19 protein-coding genes are annotated in these 23,502 nt (G+C 67.1%); 11 read left to right on the forward strand and 8 right to left on the reverse strand.

The genetic code is table 11. The features are described 5' to 3' along the window. Nucleotides 1-149 precede the first annotated feature (149 nt). Entirely contained in the window at nucleotides 150-992 is an 843-nt protein-coding gene (proC, locus tag N0K08_RS11410) for a pyrroline-5-carboxylate reductase (RefSeq protein ID WP_261500455.1), read from the reverse strand. Between the two features lie 99 nt (nucleotides 993-1,091). Beyond that, nucleotides 1,092-4,847, reverse strand: a complete 3,756-nt coding sequence (gene putA, locus N0K08_RS11415; protein WP_408642941.1) for a trifunctional transcriptional regulator/proline dehydrogenase/L-glutamate gamma-semialdehyde dehydrogenase — start codon at nucleotides 4,845-4,847, stop codon at nucleotides 1,092-1,094. Nucleotides 4,848-4,925: 78 nt separating this feature from the next. Here putA and N0K08_RS11420 point away from each other — a divergent pair, with 78 nt between their 5' ends. Beyond that, nucleotides 4,926-5,429 carry an Lrp/AsnC ligand binding domain-containing protein gene (locus N0K08_RS11420; protein ID WP_261500456.1) on the forward strand — a complete coding sequence of 168 codons (504 nt, stop codon included), beginning with the start codon at nucleotides 4,926-4,928 and terminating at the stop codon, nucleotides 5,427-5,429. Between the two features lie 105 nt (nucleotides 5,430-5,534). After that, entirely contained in the window at nucleotides 5,535-6,176 is a 642-nt protein-coding gene (locus tag N0K08_RS11425; RefSeq protein WP_261500457.1) for a GntR family transcriptional regulator, read from the forward strand. Here N0K08_RS11425 and N0K08_RS11430 read toward each other — a convergent pair. Next, entirely contained in the window at nucleotides 6,173-6,991 is an 819-nt protein-coding gene (locus tag N0K08_RS11430) for a PaaX family transcriptional regulator (protein ID WP_261500458.1), read from the reverse strand. The genes N0K08_RS11425 and N0K08_RS11430 overlap by 4 nt on opposite strands. Nucleotides 6,992-7,078: 87 nt before the next feature. On the opposite strand from N0K08_RS11430, the gene N0K08_RS11435 reads away from it, so the two are divergent. Both N0K08_RS11435 and N0K08_RS11440 read left to right on the forward strand, forming a co-directional pair. Next, nucleotides 7,079-7,855 carry a crotonase/enoyl-CoA hydratase family protein gene (locus tag N0K08_RS11435; RefSeq protein ID WP_261500459.1) on the forward strand — a complete coding sequence of 259 codons (777 nt, stop codon included), beginning with the start codon at nucleotides 7,079-7,081 and terminating at the stop codon, nucleotides 7,853-7,855. Nucleotides 7,856-7,927: 72 nt separating this feature from the next. After that, nucleotides 7,928-9,490, forward strand: a complete 1,563-nt coding sequence (locus N0K08_RS11440; RefSeq protein ID WP_261500460.1) for a class I adenylate-forming enzyme family protein — start codon at nucleotides 7,928-7,930, stop codon at nucleotides 9,488-9,490. Between the two features lie 21 nt (nucleotides 9,491-9,511). Here N0K08_RS11440 and N0K08_RS11445 read toward each other — a convergent pair whose 3' ends face one another. Then, nucleotides 9,512-10,459, reverse strand: a complete 948-nt coding sequence (locus N0K08_RS11445) for a LysR family transcriptional regulator (RefSeq protein WP_261500461.1) — start codon at nucleotides 10,457-10,459, stop codon at nucleotides 9,512-9,514. Between the two features lie 151 nt (nucleotides 10,460-10,610). Here N0K08_RS11445 and N0K08_RS11450 point away from each other — a divergent pair, with 151 nt between their 5' ends. The 7 genes from N0K08_RS11450 (at nucleotide 10,611) to N0K08_RS11480 (ending at nucleotide 18,476) form a co-directional block, all read left to right on the forward strand. Then, nucleotides 10,611-11,585 (forward strand): Bug family tripartite tricarboxylate transporter substrate binding protein, encoded by a 975-nt coding sequence (locus N0K08_RS11450; protein WP_261500462.1) that lies wholly within the window; start codon nucleotides 10,611-10,613, stop codon nucleotides 11,583-11,585. Nucleotides 11,586-11,631: 46 nt separating this feature from the next. Then, the gene (locus tag N0K08_RS11455; protein WP_261500463.1) at nucleotides 11,632-12,825 is read left to right on the forward strand and encodes a CaiB/BaiF CoA transferase family protein; all 1,194 of its coding nucleotides are present in this window, start codon (nucleotides 11,632-11,634) and stop codon (nucleotides 12,823-12,825) included. Nucleotides 12,826-12,833: 8 nt separating this feature from the next. Continuing rightward, complete coding sequence (locus tag N0K08_RS11460; protein WP_261500464.1) at nucleotides 12,834-13,625, forward strand: enoyl-CoA hydratase/isomerase family protein; 792 nt, start codon at nucleotides 12,834-12,836, stop codon at nucleotides 13,623-13,625. Between the two features lie 40 nt (nucleotides 13,626-13,665). Next, nucleotides 13,666-15,987 carry an acyl-CoA dehydrogenase family protein gene (locus tag N0K08_RS11465; RefSeq protein ID WP_261500465.1) on the forward strand — a complete coding sequence of 774 codons (2,322 nt, stop codon included), beginning with the start codon at nucleotides 13,666-13,668 and terminating at the stop codon, nucleotides 15,985-15,987. Nucleotides 15,988-16,011: 24 nt separating this feature from the next. Beyond that, nucleotides 16,012-16,992, forward strand: coding sequence for a Bug family tripartite tricarboxylate transporter substrate binding protein (locus tag N0K08_RS11470; RefSeq protein WP_261500466.1), 981 nt, complete (start codon nucleotides 16,012-16,014; stop codon nucleotides 16,990-16,992). 38 nt (nucleotides 16,993-17,030) lie between these two features. Continuing rightward, entirely contained in the window at nucleotides 17,031-17,330 is a 300-nt protein-coding gene (locus N0K08_RS11475) for a hypothetical protein (protein WP_261500467.1), read from the forward strand. Between the two features lie 72 nt (nucleotides 17,331-17,402). Further along, on the forward strand, nucleotides 17,403-18,476 hold the full coding sequence (locus N0K08_RS11480; protein WP_261500468.1) for an NAD(P)H-dependent flavin oxidoreductase: 1,074 nt from the start codon (nucleotides 17,403-17,405) through the stop codon (nucleotides 18,474-18,476). 12 nt (nucleotides 18,477-18,488) lie between these two features. Here the strand turns inward: N0K08_RS11480 and N0K08_RS11485 are convergent, their stop codons facing one another. The 4 genes from N0K08_RS11485 to N0K08_RS11500 form a co-directional block, all read right to left on the reverse strand. After that, nucleotides 18,489-18,914: a PaaI family thioesterase gene (locus N0K08_RS11485; RefSeq protein ID WP_261500469.1), complete on the reverse strand. Its 426-nt coding sequence runs from the start codon at nucleotides 18,912-18,914 to the stop codon at nucleotides 18,489-18,491. An 85-nt stretch (nucleotides 18,915-18,999) separates the two neighbouring features. Beyond that, the gene (locus N0K08_RS11490; protein WP_261500470.1) at nucleotides 19,000-20,718 is read right to left on the reverse strand and encodes a methyl-accepting chemotaxis protein; all 1,719 of its coding nucleotides are present in this window, start codon (nucleotides 20,716-20,718) and stop codon (nucleotides 19,000-19,002) included. A 750-nt stretch (nucleotides 20,719-21,468) separates the two neighbouring features. Continuing rightward, nucleotides 21,469-22,449, reverse strand: coding sequence for a tripartite tricarboxylate transporter substrate binding protein (locus N0K08_RS11495; RefSeq protein WP_261500471.1), 981 nt, complete (start codon nucleotides 22,447-22,449; stop codon nucleotides 21,469-21,471). Between the two features lie 79 nt (nucleotides 22,450-22,528). Next, nucleotides 22,529-23,461, reverse strand: a complete 933-nt coding sequence (locus tag N0K08_RS11500) for an electron transfer flavoprotein subunit alpha/FixB family protein (RefSeq protein ID WP_261500472.1) — start codon at nucleotides 23,459-23,461, stop codon at nucleotides 22,529-22,531. Between the last annotated feature and the right edge of the window lie 41 nt (nucleotides 23,462-23,502).

Genomic DNA, 23,502 nt, shown 5'->3' on the forward strand with positions numbered 1-23,502 from the left:
GCGTGCGGGGCCAGGCAGCGCAAGCGCTGCAGGCCGTGAAGAGAAGATTTTGTCATGTGGCAGGTCATGCGAAACGGGCGCAAACTAAATCAAATCCAATTATGGATCCAATTTTCAGTAAAAACGGAGATGGCACCGGACTTTGGGGCTTATGCGGTCTGCCCGGAAAGTTCCAGCGACAAGGCAGCCGCGCGCTCATAGGCGGCGCGCACGGCAGCCTGCATGGCCTGTGGCGTGCCCTGGGCATCGAGGCAGTTCAGCGCGGCGGCCGTCGTGCCCTGGGGGGAGGTCACGCGCGCGCGCAGCATGCCGAAAGGCTCGCCCAACTGGGCTTGGGCAACCGCTCCGGCGGCCGTGCGCAGCACCAGTTCGCGCGCCGCCTCGGTATCGAAGCCCAGGGTCTGGGCCGCGGCCTGGAAAGCTTCGAGGAAGTGAAACACATAGGCCGGCCCACTGCCGCTGACGGCCGTCACGGCATCGATGCGTTCGTCGCTGTCCACCCAAAAGCAATGGCCGGTAGCAGCCAGCACGCTCGCCGCCAGTTGCCGGTCCGCTGCCGACACGCCTTCGGCCGCGGCCATGCCCGTGACGCCCGCCCCCACCAGCGCGGCCGTGTTGGGCATGGCCCGCACCACGCGCTGGCTGTGCAGCCAGTCGCTCAACGTCTGCAAAGACAGGCCGGCGGCGATGCTGACATGCAAGGCCGCGCCCAGATGCGCGCGCGCCGCGTCGGCGGCCTGGCGCAGCACCTGCGGCTTGACGGCCCAGACCACCACGTCGGCGGCGGACAGGCGCGCGTCGGCGCAGGCAGCGGTGCTGACCTGCAGCGTCTGCTCCAGGTGGGCGCGCTGGGCCGGCGTGGGCTCGACGACCAGGATGGAGGCCGGGTCCTGTCCGGCCCGCAACAGGCCGGCTACCATGGCCGACGCCATCTGCCCGCCACCGATGAAGGCCAGGCGGGGATGCGACTTCGCTGTCAATGGAGCACTCATGGCGTCATTTCCTTGTTCAATGGTTTTTATTTTGGAACGACCGAAACCGAATGATTGTTCGAAGTTCGGCCGTATCGCTGAATCATTCACCGGTATTTCTCAGGCAATCGTCATCAAGCTCGCATTGCCGCCCGCTGCGGCGGTATTCGTGCTGACCGCGCGCTCCATCACCAGGGCTTCGAGCGGCGCGCCGGCGCTGCCGGGGGCAAAGCAGCGCAGGTTGACGATGGGGCCGTCGCGCCGCGCCAGCAGGGCCGCCGTGGCCAGCAGGTCGGCTGGGCTGCCCTGGTGCAGGGCCACATCGAACACCACGCCCGGCGCCTGCCAGTCCTGGGCCAGCGCAATCGCTTCCTGAATGTCCAGCGGCAGGCGCGCACGCAGCGCCAGCGCCTCGGGGCCTACCGGCCAGATCACGCGGCAGCCCACGGCCAGCGCGCCGGCCAGTTGGAACAGCCGCGCAGCGTCGGTCTGCGCCAGGCACAGCGCGGCTTCACGCGGGTGCAGCGAATAGACATTGCGCTCGCCCGTGGGGCCGGCCAGCAGCCGCGCCCGGCGCTGGCCTGCGCTCTGGGCCAGTTGCCGGCACTGCGCCAGCAGTTCGCGCTCGCCCTGGCGCTCCAGCCAGGACAGCAGCGACGCAAAGGAGGGGGCGGCGACCGCAGCACCCTCTTCCACCGATCCCGGCAGGCCGCAATGCGCCGCGCGCAACAGCACATCCTCGGGGCCGCGCGCGAGCAGGCGGTACATGTACAGCGGGCCGCCGGCCTTGGGCCCCGTGCCCGACAGGCCTTCGCCGCCGAAAGGCTGCACGCCCACCACGGCACCCACCATATTGCGGTTGACGTAGATATTGCCCACATGGGCGCTGGCGACCACCTGCTGGATGGTCTCGTCGATGCGGGTGTGCAGGCCCAGCGTCAGGCCGTAACCCGTGGCATGGATCTGTGCCATCAGCGCGCCCAGGTCCTGGCGCGCATAGCGCACCACGTGCAACACCGGGCCAAAGACTTCGCGCTGCAGTTCACTGATGCTGTCCAGCTCGATCAAGGTGGGCACGACGTAGGTGCCGCCCTGGCGCACTTCGGGCGCGCAGCGGCCCAGGCGTTGCACGCGCCGCCCGCGCGAGCGCATGGCGGTGATATGCGCCTCGATGCGCTCGCGCGCCGTGGCGTCGATCACCGGCCCCACGTCCGTGCGCAGCCAGGCCGGGTTGCCCACGGTCAATTCGGCCATGGCGCCGCGCAGCATGTGCAGCAGGCGATCGGCCACGTCGTTTTGCACGCACAGCACGCGCAATGCCGAGCAGCGCTGGCCCGCGCTGTCGAACGCCGAAGCCAGCACGTCGCCGACCACCTGCTCGACCAGGGCCGAGGAGTCCACGACCATGGCGTTCTGGCCGCCCGTCTCGGCAATCAGCGGCACGGGAGCGCCGTGGGGCCCGAGCCGCCCGGCCAGCGTGGCTTGCAGCAGGCGCGCGACTTCGGTCGAACCGGTGAACATCACGGCCTGCACGCGCGCATCGGCGACCAGGCGCGCACCCACGGTGGCGCCGCGCCCCGGCAGCAACTGCAGGGCGGCCGGCGGCACGCCGCCCTGGTGCAGCAGGCGCACGGCTTCGGCGGCGACCAGCGGCGTCTGCTCGGCGGGCTTGGCCAGCACGCAGTTGCCCGCGGCCAGGGCGGCGGCGATCTGGCCCACAAAAATCGCCAGCGGAAAATTCCAGGGGCTGATGCAGACCACGGGACCCAGCGGCTGGTGTGTGCGCTGGTCGAAGTCGGCGCGCGCCTGGGCCGCATAAAAGCGCAGGAAATCGATGGCTTCGCGCACTTCGGCGATGCCGTTGGCGTAAGTCTTGCCAGCTTCACGCGACAGCAGGCCCAGCAGCTGGGGCAGGCCCTCCTGCAGCAGGTCGGCCGTGCGCTCCAGGGCGCTGGCACGTTCCTCGGCCGCGGTAGCCGCCCAGCGCGGCGCGAAGTCGGCGGCCGCGGCCAAGGCGGCTTCCAGCTCGGCGTCATTGGCGGCGCGCACTTCGCCCACCACATCGCGCTGGTCGGCGGGATTGCGCACCGGCATCGCCTCGGCCTTCTCGCCCGTGGGCGCGGCGGCCAGCAGCGGGGCCGCGCTCCAGCGGATGTCCGCGCCTTGCTGCAGCGTGGCCTCCAGCGCGCGCAGCGTCAGCTCGTTCGACAGGTCCAGGCCTTGCGAATTGCGCCGCGCCTGGCCATAGAGCGCCGCGGGCTGGGCAATCGCCGGATGGGGCAGGCCCGGCTGGCCTTCCTCGTCGGCCATGCGGGCGACGGCTTGCACCGGGTCTTCCACCAGCGCAGCGATAGAGATGCCGGGATCGGCGATGCGGTTGACGAAGGAGGTATTGGCGCCGTTTTCCAGCAGGCGCCGCACCAGGTAGGCGAGCAGCGTCTCATGCGTGCCCACGGGTGCATAGATGCGGCAGGGGCGACCGAGCTTGCCGTCCTCGCTGCGGCCGACCACCTGCTCGTACAGCGGCTCGCCCATGCCGTGCAGGCACTGGAACTCGTACTGCCCGCTGTAGTAGCGGGCCGGGTCGGCGAGCATGTAGATCGCCGCCATGGTGTGGGCGTTGTGGGTGGCGAACTGCGGATAGATCTGCTGTGGCGCCGCCAGCAGCTGGCGCGCGCAGGCCAGGTAGGACAGGTCGGTATAGACCTTGCGCGTATAGACCGGGATGCCGTCCTGGCCGTCGACCTGGGCGCGCTTGATCTCGCTGTCCCAGTAGGCGCCCTTGACCAGGCGCACCATCAGGCGCTGGTGGCTGCGCCGGGCCAGGTCGATGAGATAGGCGATGACGGCCGGGCAGCGCTTCTGGTAGGCCTGGATCACGAAGCCGATGCCGTTCCAGGCGGCCAGCGCCGGCTCGAAGCAGAGCTTTTCCAATAGATCCAGCGACAGCTCCAGCCGGTCCGCCTCCTCGGCGTCGATGTTCAGGCCGATGTCGTAGCGCCGGGCCAGCAGTGCCAGACTGCGCACCACCGGATACAGCTCGTCCATCACGCGGCCGTGCTGGGCGCGGCTGTAGCGCGGGTGCAGGGCCGACAGCTTGATGGAAATGCCCGGCCCCTCATGGACGCCGCGCCCCTGGGAGGCTTTGCCTATCGCATGGATGGCCTGCTCATAGGAATGGCGGTAACGGTCCGCGTCCTCGGCCGTCATGGCGGCTTCGCCCAGCATGTCGTAGGAGTAGCGAAAGCCCTGGGCTTCGAGGCTGCGTGCGTTGTCCAGCGCGGCGGCAATGGTTTCACCGGTGACGAACTGCTCGCCCATCATGCGCATGGCCAGGTCCACGCCCTTGCGGATCATGGGCTCGCCGCCCTTGCCGATCAGGCGCGTGAGCTGCGTCGCCAGCGACGCTTCGCTGTGCGTGGCCACCAGCTTGCCGGTCAAGAGCAGCCCCCAGGTCGCGGCATTGACGAACACCGAAGGGCTGCGCCCCGTGTGCGACTGCCACTGGCCATTGGCGATCTTGTCGCGGATCAGCGCATCGCGCGTCGCGGCGTCGGGAATGCGCAGCAGCGCTTCGGCCAGGCACATCAGCGCCACGCCTTCCTGCGAGGACAGCGCATATTCCTGCAACAGGCCTTGCACCAGGCCCGCCCGGCCGCTGGCGTTCTTGCGTGCGCGCAGGCGCTCGGCCAGTTGCAAGGCCAGGGCCTGCACGCGCGGGTCGGCATCCCTAGGGATTTGCGCCAGCAGGTCCGCCACAGCCTCGGGCTCGGGCCGCCGGTAGGCGCGCGTGATCTGGCGGCGAAGCGCGCCAGGCTCGGCCAGTTCGCCGACAAGGCCGCATGTGGCGGGATGGTTCTGCGCATGCATGTTCATGGAAATTTCCGCGTTGACTGGTGATATCCCACATAATGCGCGGTTGTTAGCCGTTTTTTTGTTCATAATTTATCAAATATGCAGAATAAATCACTAGACGAATCGATAGGCTCGCTGGACCTGGACCGGCTCGACCTGCGCATCCTGGCGGCGCTGCAAACCGACGGTCGCATCACCAACCTGAAGCTGGCCGACACCATAGGCCTGTCGCCCACGGCCGTGCTGGCGCGCGTGCAACGCCTCACGCGCGACGGCTTCATCCTGGGCTATGAAGCGCGCCTGAACCCCCTCAAGCTGGGCGCGGGCATGCTGGTGTTTGTCGAAGTCCTGCTCGACCGCACCACGCCCAATGTCTTCGAACAGTTCAAGGCCGCCGTGCAGGTGCGCCCGGAAATCATGGAGTGCCACATGGTGGCTGGCGGCTTCGACTACCTGCTCAAGACGCGCAGCGCGGACATGGGCGATTACCGCAACTTCGCGGGCACCGTGCTGTGGCAGTTGCCGGGCGTGCGCGAAACCCGCACCTACGCCGTCATGGAAGAGGTCAAAAACTCCTCGCACCTGGCCTTGCCAGGCATGTGAGCGGCACTGTCGCCGACATGCCTGCTCGGGCCTGCAAGAACGGATCCGACTTTGGATTCGCTCATAAAATGGGGACATGCACGCCAACGACCCACAGGCCCATCCATGGCCAGCCTAGCGCCCGCCAACGAATCCATCCTTACCGCGGATGCGATCACCGACGCCTTGCGTGACCTGATACTCAACGGCGAGCTGGGCATAGGCGTACAGCTCAAACAACAGGCCCTGGCCGAGCGCTTCGGCGTCAGCCGCATTCCGGTGCGCGAAGCCCTCAAGCGGTTGGAAGCCGAAGGGCTGCTGGAGCACCGCCCCCACCAGGGCTCCATCGTCTCGTCCCAGTCGGTGCAGGAACTCATTGAATCGCTGGACATCCGCATCGCGCTCGAAGCGCGGGCGCTACGGCTAGCGATTCCGTTGATGCAGCCCTCGGACCACCGCGCGGCGCAGAAAATCCTCGAACGCTATGAGGACAGCGATTCCCCGCAGGAGTGGGCCGACCTCAACCTCGAGTTCCACCTGACGCTGTACCGCCCTTGCGGACGCGCCAAGCTGCTCAAGATGATAGAGGACAGCGTGCGCGGCATCGGTCGCCACCTGCGCGCCATGCAGTCCTACAAGGTCGGGCGCAAGACGCCGCAGACCGAGCACCAGCTGATTCTCCAGGCCTGCATGGACCAGGACATTGCCCTGGCCGTGGATTTACTGGAAAAGCACATCGAGCACACCCAGGCCGCGCTGCAAAGCTAAAGCGCCCCGGCCGGCAGTCCCATGAAGTCCCGCCACACGCGCACGGCCGCGTCCTGGTAGGCCTGCATCTGCTGCACCAGGGCCGTGCGCGCGTCGTCCGCCATCAACTCCGGCGGCAGCAGCGGGTCGCGCACCAGGTAGGCAATCACCGCCCGGCCCAGCAGCAAGGATTCGCGCGCCGCGGCCGCCAGGCCCATGGCGGGCAAACGCTGGCCGCTCTCCTGCAGCGCCCGCTGCAGGCGGCGGTAATCGTTCCTGTACGCAGCGACATCCCAGAGCGCATGGGCCTGCGCGCTGCGCTGCGCATCCAGACCGTCCAGACAGAACACCAGCGCCTGCGGTGCCAGGCCCAGTTCCAGCAATTGGGCGCGCACGGCGCCCACACCGCCCCGCAGGTTGTCGGGCCGCAGATGCAGGCCCGACTGGAACGGCGCCAGCCCGCGCAGCTGCAAGGCCAGGCTGTGGCGCCGCCAGGCGGTCTTGTCCGAGCGCGGCACGCCCGCATCCTGCACGGCCAGCCACTGGCCGCGCCAGGCCACGGTCTGCGCGCCTTTGCGCCGCCAATCGTCGATATCTCGGGCCAATGCCGGGCCGCCGCGGTTCAAGCCATAGGCGCCGCGCGCGCTGTGGGTGATCTTGCCCTGGCTGGCCAGCCGGGTCAGGCCCACGCGCATGGTGGCATCGCTGATGCCCATCAAGGCGCCCGCGCGGCACAGGGCCTGCACCGGCAAGACCCGGCCATTCGCCACCAGCAGGTCGAGGATCAGGTCGGGCGCCGTGGGCCGCTCCACTGGAACATTACAGATAGCGTCCATGTTTGTGTAATAAAGAAATGTTTCGTAGCATGGCCGTCAACCGATTTTTTTGTAATTAAACCAGGGCCAACGCCCTGGGAGAGCGCCATGCAGCACATTTCATACGACGCGGATGGAGCCGTTTGCACCATCACCCTCCAGCGGCCGGAAAAACGCAATGCGGTCAACGGCCCGGTGGCCGCCGAACTGCGTGCCGCTTTCGAGCGCTTCGAGGCCGACGCTGCCTTGCGCGTCGCCATCCTGACCGGCGCTGGCGGCCACTTCTGCGCGGGCGCGGACCTCGCGGCCACGGCGGATCCGCTCTTGCGCAACGAACTGGATCCCGACGGCGGCGGCAGCGGCCCCATGGGGCCTACGCGCATGGCCTTGGCCAAACCCCTGATCGCGGCCATCAACGGCTACGCCGTCGCCGGCGGCCTGGAACTGGCCTTGCTGGCCGACCTGCGCGTGGCCGACGAAGACGCGACTTTCGGCGTGTTCTGCCGCCGCTGGGGCGTGCCGCTGATCGATGGCGGCACCGTGCGCCTGCCGCGCGTGATCGGCATGGGGCGCGCACTGGACCTCATTCTCACCGGCCGCCCCGTGGGCGCCGCGGAAGCCCTGACCATGGGCCTGGTCAACCGCATCACGCCTCCAGGCGGCGCCTTGGCGGCCGCGCAGCAACTGGCGCAGCAGATCGCCGCCTTTCCCCAACAGTGCATGCTGGCCGACAGGCGCTCGGCCTACGAGCAATGGGATTTGCCGCTGGCCCAGGCCTTGCGCCGCGAAGGCGCGCAGGGCACGCCCATGGTCTTCGCCGAAGGCGAGGCCGGTGCCGCCCGCTTCATGCAAGGCGACGGCCGCCACGGCCAATTCAAGCGCTAGGCCGCGCTGGCCCAGCTGGAATCACCCCTTCGACCCGCCCTACCTGACCCGTTACCGCTACAGAAGACCTCCATGAACTCCACCGCAGCCACCGCCTCCTTCCCCAGCAGCCCCACCTACCATGCACTGATACGGCGCGGCGCGCTGCAGCATGGCCCGCGCACCGCCATCGTCTTCGGCGCGCAAAGCATGACCTTCACCGAAGTCGACGAACTCAGCAGCCGGCTGGCCCATGCGCTGCTGGGCTGCGGCATCGCGCCGCGCAGCCGCGTAGGCCTGCTGCTCAACAACGGCCTGTACAGCGTTCCGCTGGATTTCGCCTGCGTCAAGTCCGGCATCAACCGCGTGCCGCTCAATGCGCGGCTGTCGCTGGACGAGCATGTGCGCATGCTGCAGGAAACCGGCTGCACGCACCTGGTCTTCGGCGCCGACCTGGCCGAGCGCGCCCAGGCCCTGGACGCCGCCCTGCCCGGCCTGAGCTGCCTGGGCCTGGACACCCAGGTCGAAGGAGGGCAGGACCTGATGCGGCTCGCGCAGCGCCAGCCCACCACCTGGCCCGAGATCGAAGTGCGGCCCGACGACATCGTCCTGACCCTGTTCACCTCCGGCACCACCGGCACCTTGAAGGCCGCCCAGCACACCCAGGCTTCCTACGCCGGCGTCTGCCGCAACGTGCTGCTCAACCTGCTGCCGGCCACGCCGGACGACGCCATGCTGCACGCGGCCTCGATGATCCACGCCAGCGGCGTCTTCGTGCTGCCCTTCTGGCTGCGCGGCGCGCGCACCGTGATCCTGCCCAGCTTCGAGCCCGGGCTGTTCCTGCGCACCCTGCAGGCCGAGCGCATCACGGCCATCAATCTGGTGCCGACCATGATGCAGATGCTGTTCGAGCACGCCGACATCGCCACCACCGATGTCAGCGCGCTGCACACCGTCATCTACGGCGCTTCGCCCATGCCGCGCGCCATCATCCAACGCGGCATGCAGCTGTGGGGCCAGCACCGCTTCTGGCAGTACTACGGCCAGACCGAAGTGCCGCTGTGCCTGGCCGTGCTGCGGCCTGAAGACCACCGCGAGGAACTGCTCGACGCCTGCGGCCAGCCCGCGCTGGACGTGGAAATGAAGCTGGTCGACGAGCACGGCCACACGGTGCCCACCGGCACGCCCGGAGAAATCGCCGTGCGCGCGCCGTCGGCCGTGGCCGGCTACTACAACGCCAGCGAGCAGACCGCGGGAACTTTCGGCGCCGATGGCTGGGTCTATACGCGCGATGTCGGCGTCTTCGACGCCAAAGGCTATCTGTTCCTCAAGGACCGCACCTCGGACATGATCATCAGCGGCGGCTACAACGTCTATCCGCGCGAAGTGGAAAACGCCTTGATGACCCACCCCGCGGTGCGCGAGTGCGCCGTGATCGGCCTGCCGCACGAGAAGTGGGTGGAAATCGTCACGGCCGCCGTGGTACTGCATGCGGGCCAGCAGGTCAGCGAAGCGGCCTTGATCGCCCATGTGGCCCAGCAGCTGGCTTCGTACAAGAAGCCGCAGCAGGTCTTGTTCCTGCAGGAGATTCCCAAAACCGCCGTCGGCAAGCTCAACCGCAAGCAATTGCGCGACCAGTACCGGCAGCCGCGCTGAGCCCGGCGGTCGCGTCCGGCATCAGCCGGCCGCGACCTGGGCCGGCCAGCTGCCGTTGGCGATCAGCTCCTGGACAATGGCGCGCAGCAGATTGCAGATCGACGACTCGGCCATGCTGGGGTTGTCGGTGGAGCGGCGCGCCAGGTACACCGGCCGGGAGATTTCGGGGGCGTGGATCTGGGCCGCGGACACCGTCCCGCGCTTGATTTCCTGGAACACGGACGCATAGGACAGGATGCTGCAGCCCACGCCTGAGGCGACCAGATCGATGATCTGGTGGATGGCGTTGACCTGCGCCAAGGGCTGCAGCTGCAGGTGGTGGGCACTGGCCACGCTGTCCAGCAGAATGCGCAGCCCGTGCTCGGGCGCGGGCAGGATCAGCGGGTAGCGCTGCAAGCTGGCAAAGGCTATCTTGGGCAAGGCCGCGTTCTTTCGCCGCGCGAACTGGCCTGGCGGGGCCACCAGCACCAGGGCCTCGGTCGCCAGCTGCTCGTAAAGAATGCCCGCGCTGGCGTGCTTTTGAAACGTCAGGCCCACATCCACCTGGCCCTGCAGCAGCATCTGCGGGATGTAGCCGGTACTGAGCTCGGCCACCTGCAACTGCACGCCAGGCCAGTGGGCCAGCGTGCCGTTGACCAGGGGCACGGTCAGCAGCTTGGCCATGGACTGGGGCAGGCCCACATTCAGCGGCCCGCTGGGCGTGGCGTCCATGTGGCGCACTTCGTCCAGCGCCAGATCGAACTGCGCCAGCAGGGCCTGTGCATGCTTTTCCAGCCGCCGCCCGGCCGCGGTGGGCGTCACGCCTTGCGCGCTGCGCTCGAACAACTGCAGCCCCAGCTCCGTCTCCAGCCCCTTGATGTGCATGCTCATCGCCGGCTGGGCGATGTACATGGTCTGCGCCGCCTTGGAGATGGAGCCGGCCGCGCAGACGGCCAGAAAACACTGCAGGTTTCGGATATCGATGGACATGGCGGATGAAAGCGAAAACAGAACCGTTTCCAGCGCGGACCTGCGCCGGGGTATATATCAGATTGATACCTACCATCAATATTTGGTCTTTGACGGTTATAGCATTCCTGGACACATTGGAGGCCTGAAACACAACAACAGGAGACGCCCCATGCAGTTCAACCGACGCGACGTGCTCAAAAGCACGGCCCTGGGCCTGCTTGCCACGCATTCGCTGGCCCGCGCCAATGCGGACAAGACTTTGCGCATCGTCGTGCCGTTTGCCGCGGGCGGCCCGGGCGACTTCTCGGCGCGGCTGGCGGCCATTTATCTGGCCAAGGAGCTGGAGCAGACCGTCATCGTCGAGAACAAGCCGGGCGCGGGCGGCAACATCGGGGCGCAAATGGTCGCCGATGCGCCGCCCGATGGCAGCACCGTGCTGCTCAACACCGTGGGCATGCAGGCCATCAACCCGCTGATGTACCCCAATCTGCGCTTCAGCCCCACGCGCGACTTCCAGACGCTGGGCATTGTCTCCGTGGTGCCCAATGTGCTGGTCGTGCACCCCGGCAAGCTGGGCGTGGGCTCGCTGGCCGAGCTTGTGGAGCTGGCCAAGCAAAAGCCCGGCACGCTGACCTATGCCACGTTCGGCTCGGGCAGCTCGCCGCACATTTATGCGGCCCTGCTGCTCAAGAATGCCGGCATCGACGCCGTGGGCGTGCCCTACAAGGGCAGCGCGCCGGCCGCCACCGACGTGATGGCCGGCAATGTGGACTTTCTGTTCGACAGCATGACCACCTCGCTGGGACAGATCCAGGGCGGGCGCCTCAAGGGCCTGGCCATCACTTCCGCGGAGCGCGCACCGCAATTGCCCGCCATTCCCACCATGCAGGAATGCGGCTACCCAGCCGTCAATCTGCGCTTTTGGCTGTCGCTGCAGATCCATGCCAGGACACCCGCGCCCGCGGTGCAAAAGTTGCGCCAGGCCTTGTACCGCAGCATCACCAACCCCGAGTACATCGCCGCCCTGCAGGCGCGCGGCGCCCAGGGCATGGCCATCGCGCCCGACAAGGTGCATGCCTTCGTGCTCAAGGACACCGAGCACTGGGCCTTGCTGGGCAAGCAGATCGACATTCGCCCCGTCTGATGACCAACCCGTTTGCAATCGCCCCCCTATCTGATCGGAGCATGGAATGACGCCTTTGAAAGGCTTGAAAGTGGTCGACCTGAGCAAGGTGCTGGCCGGCCCCCTGTGCGGCCAATACCTGGGAAACCTCGGCGCGGAAGTGATCAAGGTCGAGCCCCTGGGCCTGGGGGATGACACCCGCCAATGGCTGCCCCAGAGGCAGGGACAGTCCGCGACCTTTCTGGCGGTGAACCACAACAAGCAAAGCCTGGCCGTGGACCTCAAAAGCCCGCAAGGCCGGGCCATCGTGCACCGCCTGGTGGCCGATGCCGACATCGTGCTGCAGGGCTTTGGCTCCGGCACGGCCGAGAAACTGGGCGTGGACCATGCGACGCTGTCCGCCCTCAACCCGCGCCTGATCTATTGCGAGATCTCCGGCTACGGCCGCGACGGCCCCCTGGGCCTGGAGCCGGGCTACGACGTCATGCTGCAAGCCTTCAGCGGCATGGTCGCGGTGATGGGCGAGCCCGACGGCCCCATGGTCCGCGCCACCTTCTCTCCCGTGGACCTGGGCACCGGCATGATGGCTTTTGGCGGCGTGCTGGCCGCCGTGCTGGAGCGCGCCCAGACCGGGCGCGGCAGCCTGGTGGAAGTCTCGCTGCTGGACACGGCCATGGGCTTCATGGGCTATCTGGCGCAGAACTACTGGTGCAGCGGTAAGCTGCCGCAACGCATGGGCACGGGCCACCCCGCGATGGCGCCCTACCAGGTGTTCGAGGCCAGCGACGGGCCGCTGATGATCGGCGTGGGCAACGACAGCCAGTGGCAGCGCTTTTGTCCCATCGCCCAGCTGTCGCAATTCCAGGACGATCCCCGCTTTGCCACCAACGGCGCCCGCGTGGCGCATTTCGCCGAAACCGTGGCGCTGGTGCAGCAGCAGATCGCCCAACAGCCCATACGCCACTGGCTGCAGGCCTTGCAGGCCGCGGGTGTGCCCTGCTCGCCCATACACACCCTGGACCAGGCCCTGGAGCACCCGCAGCTGGCCCAGCGCCAGGTGGTCGGGGAAAGCCAGCACGCCACCCTGGGCGCCATGAAGAGCGTCAATCTGCCCATACGCTTCAACCAGGCGGCGCGCGAACAGGTCTGTGCCCCGCCCCTGTTGGGCCAGCACACCCGCGACATCCTGCGCCAGGCGCACTACTCCCCCGACGAGATCGATGCCTTGCTGGCCGATCGCGTCGTCGCCACCCACGCATAAGGCCTGCCATGCACTCCAACACTCCCGCACTCACCTATACGGTGCGCCAGTCCGTCGCCGAAATCCTGCTCAACTGCCCGCCGGTCAACGCCATCACCGAAGCCATGATGGACCAGCTGCTGCAGCACCTGGCCGACGCGGCGCGCGACCCCGCCGTCAAGGCCGTGATCCTGGGCAGCGCCGTCCCCGGCCGGTTTTGCGCCGGCCTGCACTTGAGCGAAATGGGCGATGCCGACTTCGAGTACAAACTGGCCCTGGTGGAAAAGCTCTACAGCGGACTGTTCGAAGCCCAGACACGGCTGGGCAAGCCGTCCATCGCGGCTGTCAGCGGCACGGCGCGCGGCGGCGGCATGACCTTGGCGGTCTCCTGCGACATGCTGATCGCCTCCGACACCGCCAGCTTCGGCTACCCGGAAATCGATGTGGGTGTCACCCCAGCCATCCACTACACCCACCTGCCGCGCATCATCGGCAAGCACCGGGCTTTCGAGCTGCTGTTCACCGGCCGCAGCTTTTCCGCGGCCGAAGCGCTGCAGCTGGGCCTGATCAACCAGATCGTGCCCGAGGCCGAGGTGCTGGAGCGCGCGCGCGCCATCGCCCAGCAGTTCTGCCGCAAATCCCCGCTGGTCATGAAGCTGGGCCGCCAGGCTTTCCACAAGGCCATCGACGTCGAGTACCGCCGGGGCGTGGCGTCGGCGGTGGAACACTTCGGCAATGTCGCGGCCACCGACGATGCGCGTGAAGGCATGGCCGCCTTCGTGGAAAAACGCCCGCCGGTCTGGCCTTCGGACCAGCGCTAAGCCAGCCCCTCCGCCCTTTCCCCCCATTCCCTTGCTCCGCATGACCGACACCGATCTCGATGGCTTTCGCCAACTGCTGCGCCAGTTCCTGTCCTCCGCCGTGCCGCCGGACATCCAGGCCGCGACGAGCTCGCATGCCCTGGTGACGCGCGAGCAGGCCAGCCGCTGGCAAAAAATCCTGCACCAGCAAGGCTGGGCCGCGCCCTCCTGGCCCCGCCAATACGGCGGCACGGGCTGGTCGCTGCGCGAGCAGGCCGTGTTCAAGGAGGAGCTGGCGGCCAGCGATGCGCCCCATGCCGAAAACCTGGGCATAGACACCATAGGCCCGACCTTGATGCGCTTTGGCACGCCGGCCCAATGCCAGCGCTTTCTGCCGCGCATGCTCAACTTTGACGACTACTGGGCCCAGGGCTACTCCGAACCCGATGCGGGCTCTGACCTGGCCGCGCTGAAGACTTCGGCCCGGTTGCGCGACGGCGAATGGGTGCTCAACGGCAGCAAGATCTGGCAAAGCCTGGGCCATTGGGCCAACTGGGCGCTGGTGCTGGCGCGCACCAACCCCGAGGCCGCGCGCAAACAGGACGGCATTTCCGTCTTCCTCGTGGACTTGCAGGCGCCCGGCGTGAGCGTGCGCCCCATCCAGTACATCCACGGCGCGCCGTTTCATGTGCAGATCTTCTTTGACGAGGTGCGCATTCCGGCCGATCAACTGGTGGGCGAAGTCGACCAGGGCTGGCATATCGCCAAGGGCTTGCTGGTCATAGAGCGGCTGTTCGTGGCCCGCGTGGCCGAATGCAAGGCCGGCCTGGCGGCCCTGGAAGCCGAGATGGCGCAGCGCCTGGGCCGGTCCCCGGACAATGCCCAGCATGTGTTGCTGCGCAGCCGCCTGGCCGCACTGCGCGTGCGCGGCCAGGCCCTGGATGCCTGCTGGAACCCGGCCATTGCCCTGGCCGAAGCCGGCGGCAGCCCGGCGCTGCAGGCCTCGCTGCTCAAGCTCGACGGCATTGAGCTATTGCAGGACATCCACCTGCTGGACATGGACTTGCGCGGCCGGCAATCGCTGCGCCTTTCGCCCCAGGCCCTGCAAGGCCTGCCCGCCACGCACGCGGAACAGGCCGACGGCAACGCCGCCCTGCATTTCTGGCGCTATCGCGGCAGCTCGCTGGCCGGCGGCTCGACCGAAGTGCAACTGGGCATCGTGGCCAAGGCGGTTCTGGGCCAGCAGACGGCCTTGCACCAACCGCCCGCGCCGCCGGTTTCCCCCGAATGCGCCATGCTGCTCGAGTCCCTGCGCAGCTGGCTGGACAGGCAGCACAGTTTCGATCTGCGGCAAAAACGCCTGCAGGCCGTGGACGGGGAAACTGCCAGCGATGTGCTGACCCCGCTGATCGACCTGGGCCTGCTGGCCATGAACCTGCCCGAGCGGCTGGACGGCCTGGAGCGCCCGCCGTCCGAGTCCGTGCGCACCATGGCGGCGCTGGGCGAGTCGCTGGTCAACGCGCCCGTGCTGTGGCAAAGCGTCTTGCCCATGCAATTGCTGCAGGCCCTGCCCGCCAGCGCCGCCAGTGACGCGCTTTTGCGGGGCCTGGGCGCGGGCAGCTTGCGCCTGGGCCTGCCGCTGGAAGAAGACGCTTCGTTTGCGGCCACGGCGCGCGGCGACGGCTGGACGCTGACCGGGCGCGCGGCGCTGGTCATGGGCGAGGGCCAGGCCCAGGGCGCGGACGCGGGCCTGCTGCTCAGCGCCAGCGAAAGCCCTTCGGGCGAGTTGCTGCTGCTGCACCTCACGCCGCAGCAACTCGCGCAATGCGCGGCGCGCGATCAACTGCAAGCCTATCGCCTGCACGACGGCCGGCCGGCGTTTGCCGTGCAGTTCGAGCAACTGCCCATTGCCAGCCACCAGCGCATCGCCCAAGGCGAGCCGCTGCGCCAGGCACTGCAAAAAACCCATGGTTTTGCGCTGCTGGCCCTCAGCGCCGAAAGCCTGGCCGCGAGCCGCGAGGCCCTGCGCCAGACCGTGGACTATCTGTGCATACGCAAGCAGTTTTCACGCCCGCTGTCGGAGTTCCAGGTGCTGCAGCACCGGGTCGCGGATTTGTACCGCCAGTGGAGCAAGGCCAGCCATTACCTGGACAGCGTGCTCGAAGCACTCGATGGCGCGCCCGCCGAGACCCTCACTCGCCAGGCCCGCCAGCTCAAGTACCTCAGCGGCGTCACAGGGCGGCGCATGGCCCTGGACGTGCTGCAACTGCACGGCGCCATCGGTTTTCAGGACGAGACGCCGATCAGCCACTACGCCAAGCGCATTTTCGACAACGACCTGCTGCTGGGCAATGCCGACCACCACCTGGGCTGCCTGCTCTGAAAACGCCGACAAGGAAACACCACCATGACATCCCCGCGCCCATACGCACTCTGCGCCCTGCTAGGCCTTTGGGCCCTGACGGCATTGACACCCGCCCAGGCCGCCGAAGCCTGGCCCACGCGCCCCGTCACCATCATCGTCCCGGGCGCCGCGGGCGGCAGCGTGGACACCCCGATTCGCCTGCTCGGGCAAAAGCTCTCCAGCCTGACAGGCCAGCCCGTGATCGTGGTCAACAGGCCTGGCAGCGGCGGCATCATAGGCACGCAGGCCTTTTTGCGCACGCCGGCCGACGGCTACACTCTGCTGGCCGGCAATGTCGGGCCCCAGGCCATCAACTACAGCGCCTACCCCAACCTGCCGTACAAGGCCGCGGATCTGCGGCCCGTCGCCGGCGTGATCTCCTTTCCCAATGTGCTGGTGGTCAATGCCAGCACGGGTTACAAGAGCGTGGCGGACCTGGTCGCGGCCATCAAAAGCAGTCCCAAGCAGGCCTCCTTCGGCTCGGCCGGCATTGGCCAGACCAGCCACCTGATGGGCGAGCTGTTCAATCTGCGCACCCACAGCACGGCCGTGCATGTGCCCTACAAAGGTTCGGCCCCGGCCACCATGGCCTTGCTGGCGGGAGAAACCCGGTTTCAGTTCGACAACCTCACGCTGGCCCTGCCGCACATCCAGTCGCAAAAGCTGCGCGCCCTGGCCGTCACCTCGGAGTCGCGCGTGCCCGAGCTGCCCCAGGTGCCCACCATGGCCGAAGCCGGCTACAAGAACATGCTCTCCAGTGCCTGGGTCGGCATTTTCGTGGCCAGCGCCACCCCGGCCGACATGGCCGCGAAAATAGAGACCGCCATGGCCGCGGCCATGCAGGATGCCGAGCTGCGCGACAAACTGTCGCAGACGGGCGGCCTTCCCAGCGCGCTGTCGGGCCAGGCCTTTGCCGAGTTTGTGCAAAAGGACACGGGCAAATGGAAAGAAGCCATCGACTCTTCCGGGATCAAACTGGATTAGCTGCGGCGGTGGGCGCCACGCAATGCTAGGCTGGGCCCATGTTGTCTGAAATCACACACCGCTGGGGCCTCACGGCCGATGGCCCGCCCCGGGATGGCCCGCCCCAGCACACCCCTGGCTCCTTGCTCCTGCCCGTGCTGTGGCGCGGCCAGCGCGCCATGCTCAAGATCGCGCACAACGCCGAAGAGCTGCCCGGCTTCGATCTGCAGCGCCAGCACCTGCTGCAATGGACTCTGGCCTGGTCCGGCCTGTCGTTTGCCTGGCATGCCGAAGACGGCACGCCGGGCGAAACGGCGCTGCGGGTGGCGACGCTGGCGGCTGCGGCCCTGCACTGCTGAGTCGTCCGCCATCCGCCGGTCGCCATCCGGTGCAGAATCTGCAGTTCCGTGGCTCCCCATCCAAGCTCCACCATGAACACCTGGCCCGACTCCCGTCTGCTCGATCTTTTCGGCATTGACCTGCCTTTGTTGCAAGCGCCCATGGCCGGGCCCGGCCTGCATGCCATGGCCATCGCCGTGGCCCAGGCGGGCGGTCTGGGCGCCCTGCCCTGCGCCATGCTCAGTGAAGCCCAGGTGCGCAGCGAACTGGCGCTGATCCGCGCGCAGACCGCGGCGCCGCTGAACCTCAACTTCTTTTGCCACCAGAGCCCGCCGCCGGACGCCGCGCGCGAAGCCGCCTGGCGCGCCCACCTGCGCCCCTACTACCTGGAATTGGGCCTGGACCCGGACATGCCGGTGGCGCCCTCAAGCCGCAACCCTTTCGACGCGGCCATGTGCGCGCTGGTCGAGGAATTCCGCCCGGCCGTGGTGAGCTTTCATTTCGGCCTGCCCGCGCCCGAGCTGCTGGCGCGCGTCCAAGCCACGGGCGCCAAGGTGATTTCCTCGGCCACCACGGTCGCCGAAGCGCGCTGGCTGGAAGCGCGCGGCGTGGACGCCATCATCGCCCAGGGCTCCGAGGCCGGCGGCCACCGCGGCGTGTTTCTGACGGACGAGGTCTACAGCCAGTTGGGCACCTTCGCCCTCGTGCCCCAGGTGGTCGATGCCGTGCGCGTGCCGGTGATCGCGGCCGGCGGCATCATGGACGGGCGCGGCATGGCGGCGGCCTTGATGCTGGGCGCGGCGGGCGTGCAGCTCGGCACGGCCTATCTCTATACGCCCGAAGCCAAAGTCACTCCCGCCCACCATGCGGCCTTGCGCAGCCCCCAGGCCGAGACCACGGCGCTGACCAACCTGTTCACCGGCCGGCCCGCGCGCGGCATGGTCAACCGCCTGATGCGCGAATCCGGCCCGCTGTCGCCCCTGGCGCCGGCGTTTCCGCTGGCCGGTGGGGCACTGGCGCCGCTGAAGACGGCGGCCGAGGCACAGGGATCGGCGGATTTCAGTTCGCTGTGGGCCGGACAGGCCGCGCCCCTGGGGCGTGAAATGGGCGCGGCGGCGCTGACGCAGCGCATCGCGGCCGAAGCCTTGGCGCTGCTGGCGCGCTGACCAAGCCGCTGCCTAGCGCGGCGCCACGCTGACCATGGTGGCCTGCATCAGTGCCACCACCTTGTAGTCGGCGTTACCGGCGCTGAAGGCCCGCACTTCCCCGGTGCAGACCAGCAGCAGCTTGCCCGCGCTCACCACCTTGCCCACGGCCAGGAAGCGCTCACCCAGTGCCGGGCGCATGAAGTTGATCTTGAACTCGGCCGTGACCACTTCGTGGCCGGGGGCCATGCGGGTCAGGGCCGCGTAACCGCAGGCGCTGTCGACCACGCTGGTGACGGCCCCGGCGTGCACATAGCCGTGCTGCTGCGACAGGTGCGGAGAAAAAGGCAGGGCGATATGCACTTCGCCGTCGGCCACCAGGGCCAGCGTGGCGCCCAGGGTGGTCATCAGGCCTTGCGCGCCAAAGCTGGCGGCAACACGTTGTTGGAAATCGCTCATGGGGAAATGGCCTTCTGAATGCACTTGCCCCCAGCAAAGGGGGCAAGCAGAGATGCGCCCGCGGGCGCGCAACGCACAGTGTGCCTCAGAAAGCTTCCCATTCCCCTTCGGCCGCGCTGCGGGCCGGAGCCAGCGCAGGCTTGGCCAGCGGCTTGGTTTTTTTGGCGACCGGCGCGGCCGCGGGGCGCGACGGCTGGGGTGCTGCAACTCGCGCCACGCTGACCGGGCGCATGGGCGCCGCAGAGGGCGAGAGCTTGAAGACGCTGACCGAGCGCACCAGCTCCTGGGCTTGCGCGTTCAGGCTGCCGGCCGCTGCAGCCATCTCTTCGACCAGCGCCGCATTCTGCTGGGTCGCATGGTCGATGTTGGTCACGGCTTCGCCGACCTGGGCCACGCCCGCGCTTTGCTCCGAGCTGGCGGCGCTGATCTCGCCCATGATGTCGGTCACACGGCGAATGCTGCCAACCACTTCGCTCATGGTGTGGCCCGCGCGATCGACCAGCGTCGATCCAGCCGTGACGCGTTCCACGCTCTCGTTGATCAAATGCTTGATTTCCTTGGCCGCTTCCGCGCTGCGGCCCGCCAGGGAACGCACTTCGCTGGCCACCACCGCAAAGCCCCGGCCCTGCTCACCGGCGCGGGCCGCTTCCACGGCCGCATTCAAGGCCAGGATATTGGTCTGGAAGGCAATGCCGTCGATGACGTTGATGATGTCGGCAATGCGCTTGCTGGAATCGCTGATGCCACGCATGGTCACCACCACCTGTTCCACGACCTGGCCGCCCTGCTGGGCCACGGTGCTGGCGCTTTGGGCCAGCTGGTTGGCCTGGCTGGCGTTGTCGGCGTTCTGGCGCACGGTCGATCCCAGCTCCTCCATGGAAGACGCCGTTTCCTCCAGCGCGCTGGCCTGGCTTTCGGTGCGCGCCGACAGATCCTGGTTGCCCTGGGCGATTTCCGCGCTGGCCGTGGACACGCCATCGGCGCCCTGACGCACCGAGGACACCAGCGTGACCAGGCTTTCCTGCATGCTCTTGAGGGCCGACAGCAGGCGGCCGAACTCGTCCTTGCTGTCCACCGTGATGCTCTGGCTGATATCGCCCTGGGCGATGTCGTTGATCAGGTCCACGGCCTGGTTCAGCGGCCGCACCACCGCGCGCACGATCAGCGCCGCGGACCAGCAGGTCAGGGCCACGACGATGGCACAGCCGATGATGAGCGCCAGCTGCTTTTGCTGGTTGCTCGCTTCGGTCTCGGCGATGATGGTCTGGGAGCGCGTCGCCGTGAGGCTGCTGTAGTCGTCCGTGGCCTGGATCAGCGCCGCCAGCAAAGGCCGGCACTGCGCATTCATTTTCTCCACCGCCGCCTCGCGCTGGCCGCCCAGGGCCATCTCCACGATGGACAGGGCCACTGGCTCGTATTCGGCTTCGATCTTGGCGATGGCGTCGATCTTGGCGCGCACTTCCGGCGGCACATCGGGCTTGGAGGACAGCTCCTTGAGCTGCGCCAGGCTCTTGCGCACATCGACCACCGCCGTCTGCACCACGGCCTTCTCATGGGCCAGGTCTTCCGGCTTGGTCACCAGCACCAGATTGCGCGCCGCGATGGCGCGCAGATCGACCGCGTCACGCACCTTGTTGGCCGCATCGCCGCGGGCCTTGATGCCGCCGATGTAGTTGCTGAATCGCTGGCTGTCTTCCTTCATCACGAAGATGGCGTAGCCCGAAATGCCAATGATCAGGGCGATCAGCAAAGCGAAAGTACCGATGAGCTTGGCTTTGACCGAGCAGTTATTCCAGAATTGCATAGGATTTCTTTCAATCCGCCAATGATTGGCATTGTCAGTTAACTGATCAAATCCCCATGGACTGGGATCAGGCCGATGGTTTCTTCCCATATTTCGCAGAACCTATTTCCATGATCAGCAAAATGGCATCGTCCGTTAACTGATCAAATACGCTGTGGACTGGATATATATCGGTCGCTTTTTGCAAAACTTCAAAGGATATCTTTCCATCCCCAAACACTGCTATTCGTCAGCCCACTGATTTTCTTGTCGCGCACCACGCAGCCATCCCCCTCTGAACGACGTGGATTTGCCAGGCAGAAATTCCGTACGAAGCATTGTTTCATTTTGTATCAACAAACTGTCACAAAACAAAAAATCAACGATTTCAATACATAGAATTTTTCTTTTCATTCCTAAAAATAGATAGCAATTTCCAGCAAACCGATAATACCCCTTCATTTTAAAAGGACGTACAAGGCAGCTGCTGGGCCTATGGGTGGCCGCGCAAGGAATGGCGCGTCCGCCCATAGGATCTATATAAGAATCATATTCATTTGGACGCGCAGCGATTCGAATTAAAACGAATTAAAACGAAGTGATTCTGATCACAAAATGCGGGAGTGCGCCCCGGCGGCCGGCGGCGCGTCGGCGCGTCGGCGGGGGAATGGAGGCGACTGTGCAGGCGGTCGCTGGGCCGCCACGCCATGGCGCTGTGGCGAAGCGGCGGGGGCAGCGCACAGGCCGGTGCCGGCCTGGGCGCAGGGCGGCTTAAAGCGTCACGTTGGCATCACGGATCACGCGGCCCCATTTCCTGGTCTCGGCCGCTATGAAGCGGTCGCACTCCTCGGGCGTGGAGCCTTCGGCCACGGTGCCCATGGCATCGAGGCGCGCACGCGTCTCTTCGCTGTGCATGATGCGGCGCACTTCGCTCGACATGCGCTGCAGGATGTCGCGCGGCACGCCCGCGGGCGCGATCATCGCCGCCCAGGTGCTGGCCACCAGCCCGTCAATGCCCTGCTCGATGAAGGTAGGCACCTCGGGCAGGCTGGGAATGCGCTTTTCGCTGGCCACGCCGATCAGCCGGATGCGTCCGGCCTTGGCCGGCTGGACCAGATTGGGGGGCGGATCGAGAAACAGCGGCACCTGCCCGCCCATCAAGTCCACCAGGGCCGGCGAAGCACCGCGGTAGGGAATGTGCACCATGTCCGTCTTGGTGATCAGCTTCAGCAGTTCCGTCGTCAGGTGGGCACTGGAGCCGCTGCCCGAGGACGCGAAGCTCACCTTGCCAGGGTTGGCGCGGGCATAGGCCACCAGCTCCTTGGTGGTCTTGAACGGCGCGTTCATGGCCACGGCGGCGACCAGGGGCGACACGCCCATCAGCGAAACGCCCACCAGGTCTTTCTGGGGGTTGTAAGGCAGCTTGTCGTACAGCGTGGTGTTGGCCGCGTACGCGGGAATCACCACGCCGAATGTCAGGCCGTCGGGCGCGGCCTTGGCCACCTGGTCCACGCCGATGATGCTGTTGGCGCCGGGCTTGTTCTCTATGACTATGGGCTGGCCCAGGGCTTTTTGCAGGCCGATCTGCAGCAGGCGCGCCATCTGATCGGTGAAGCCGCCCGCCGTGTAGGGCACGATGATGCGCACGGGCTTGCTGGGCCAGCCGGTCTGCGACCAGGCCGGCGCACAGGCCACGGCGGCGCCAGCGGCGGCGGTGTGAAGGAATGAACGGCGTGAAGTCGATTGCGACATGTTTTTCTCTTTCTCTCGTCAAAATAAAAAACGCCTGCCCCGTCTCCTGGGCAGGCGTTTGAACGCTTCACTCTGGGGCTTATACCGCCTGGACCAGCTCCGGCACGGCCACGAACAGGTCGGCTTCCAAGCCGTAATCGGCTACCGAGAAGATAGGCGCTTCAGGGTCCTTGTTGATCGCCACGATCACCTTGGAGTCCTTCATGCCGGCCAGATGCTGGATCGCACCCGAGATGCCGGCCGCGATGTACAACTGCGGCGCGACGATCTTGCCGGTCTGGCCGACCTGCAAGTCGTTGGCTGCGTAGCCTGCGTCCACGGCGGCGCGCGAAGCACCGATGGCCGCGCCCAGCTTGTCGGCCAGGGGGGTGATCACTTCGTCGAACTTTTCCTTGCTGCCCAGCGCCCGGCCACCGGAAACGATGATCTTGGCGGCCGTCAGTTCGGGGCGGTCGTTCTTGGCGATTTCGCTGCCGACGAAGGTGCTCTGGCCGGCGTCGGCTGCTGCGGCGGCGGTTTCCACGGCGGCGGAACCACCGGTGGCTGCAGCGGCGTCAAAGCCCGTGGTGCGCACGGTGATGACGCGGGTCGCGTCCAGCGCTTGCACGGTGGCAATGGCGTTGCCGGCGTAGATCGGGCGCTCGAAAGTGTCGGCGGCGATCACCTTGGTGATGTCGCTGATCTGCGCCACGTCGAGCTGGGCGGCCACGCGCGGAGCCACGTTCTTGCCGCCAGCCGTGGCCGGGAACAGGATGTGGCTGTAGTTGCCGGCGATGGCCAGCACTTGGGCGGCGACATTCTCGGCCAGGCCGTGGGCCAGGCTTTCGCCGTCGGCGTGGATGACTTTGCTCACGCCAGCGATCTGGGCGGCGGCAGCGGCGGCGGCGCCGGCGTTGAGGCCGGCCACCAGCACGTGCACATCACCACCGCAGGCGACAGCGGCGGTGACGGTGTTGAGGGTCGCGGGCTTGATGGACGCGTTGTCGTGTTCTGCAATTACCAGTGCGGTCATTTCCATCAACTCCTTAGATTACCTTGGCTTCGTTCTTCAGC

The organism is Acidovorax bellezanensis (genome assembly GCF_025421555.1).
GTDB lineage: Bacteria > Pseudomonadota > Gammaproteobacteria > Burkholderiales > Burkholderiaceae_C > Comamonas > Comamonas bellezanensis.

Bases quoted from the DNA above. Each gene is read 5' to 3' on its own strand.
- N0K08_RS11475 (WP_261500467.1), top strand. From the start codon at position 17,031: ATGTTGTCTGAAATCACACACCGCTGGGGCCTCACGGCCGATGGCCCG.
- N0K08_RS11445 (WP_261500461.1), bottom strand. From the start codon at position 10,459: ATGTCCATCGATATCCGAAACCTGCAGTGTTTTCTGGCCGTCTGCGCG.
- N0K08_RS11440 (WP_261500460.1), top strand. From the start codon at position 7,928: ATGAACTCCACCGCAGCCACCGCCTCCTTCCCCAGCAGCCCCACCTAC.
- N0K08_RS11455 (WP_261500463.1), top strand. From the start codon at position 11,632: ATGACGCCTTTGAAAGGCTTGAAAGTGGTCGACCTGAGCAAGGTGCTG.
- N0K08_RS11435 (WP_261500459.1), top strand. From the start codon at position 7,079: ATGCAGCACATTTCATACGACGCGGATGGAGCCGTTTGCACCATCACC.
- N0K08_RS11425 (WP_261500457.1), top strand. From the start codon at position 5,535: ATGGCCAGCCTAGCGCCCGCCAACGAATCCATCCTTACCGCGGATGCG.
- N0K08_RS11460 (WP_261500464.1), top strand. From the start codon at position 12,834: ATGCACTCCAACACTCCCGCACTCACCTATACGGTGCGCCAGTCCGTC.
- N0K08_RS11465 (WP_261500465.1), top strand. From the start codon at position 13,666: ATGACCGACACCGATCTCGATGGCTTTCGCCAACTGCTGCGCCAGTTC.
- N0K08_RS11490 (WP_261500470.1), bottom strand. From the start codon at position 20,718: ATGCAATTCTGGAATAACTGCTCGGTCAAAGCCAAGCTCATCGGTACT.
- N0K08_RS11430 (WP_261500458.1), bottom strand. From the start codon at position 6,991: ATGGACGCTATCTGTAATGTTCCAGTGGAGCGGCCCACGGCGCCCGAC.
- proC (WP_261500455.1), bottom strand. From the start codon at position 992: ATGAGTGCTCCATTGACAGCGAAGTCGCATCCCCGCCTGGCCTTCATC.
- N0K08_RS11470 (WP_261500466.1), top strand. From the start codon at position 16,012: ATGACATCCCCGCGCCCATACGCACTCTGCGCCCTGCTAGGCCTTTGG.
- N0K08_RS11500 (WP_261500472.1), bottom strand. From the start codon at position 23,461: ATGACCGCACTGGTAATTGCAGAACACGACAACGCGTCCATCAAGCCC.
- N0K08_RS11495 (WP_261500471.1), bottom strand. From the start codon at position 22,449: ATGTCGCAATCGACTTCACGCCGTTCATTCCTTCACACCGCCGCCGCT.
- N0K08_RS11485 (WP_261500469.1), bottom strand. From the start codon at position 18,914: ATGAGCGATTTCCAACAACGTGTTGCCGCCAGCTTTGGCGCGCAAGGC.
- N0K08_RS11450 (WP_261500462.1), top strand. From the start codon at position 10,611: ATGCAGTTCAACCGACGCGACGTGCTCAAAAGCACGGCCCTGGGCCTG.
- N0K08_RS11420 (WP_261500456.1), top strand. From the start codon at position 4,926: ATGCAGAATAAATCACTAGACGAATCGATAGGCTCGCTGGACCTGGAC.
- N0K08_RS11480 (WP_261500468.1), top strand. From the start codon at position 17,403: ATGAACACCTGGCCCGACTCCCGTCTGCTCGATCTTTTCGGCATTGAC.
- putA (WP_408642941.1), bottom strand. From the start codon at position 4,847: ATGAACATGCATGCGCAGAACCATCCCGCCACATGCGGCCTTGTCGGC.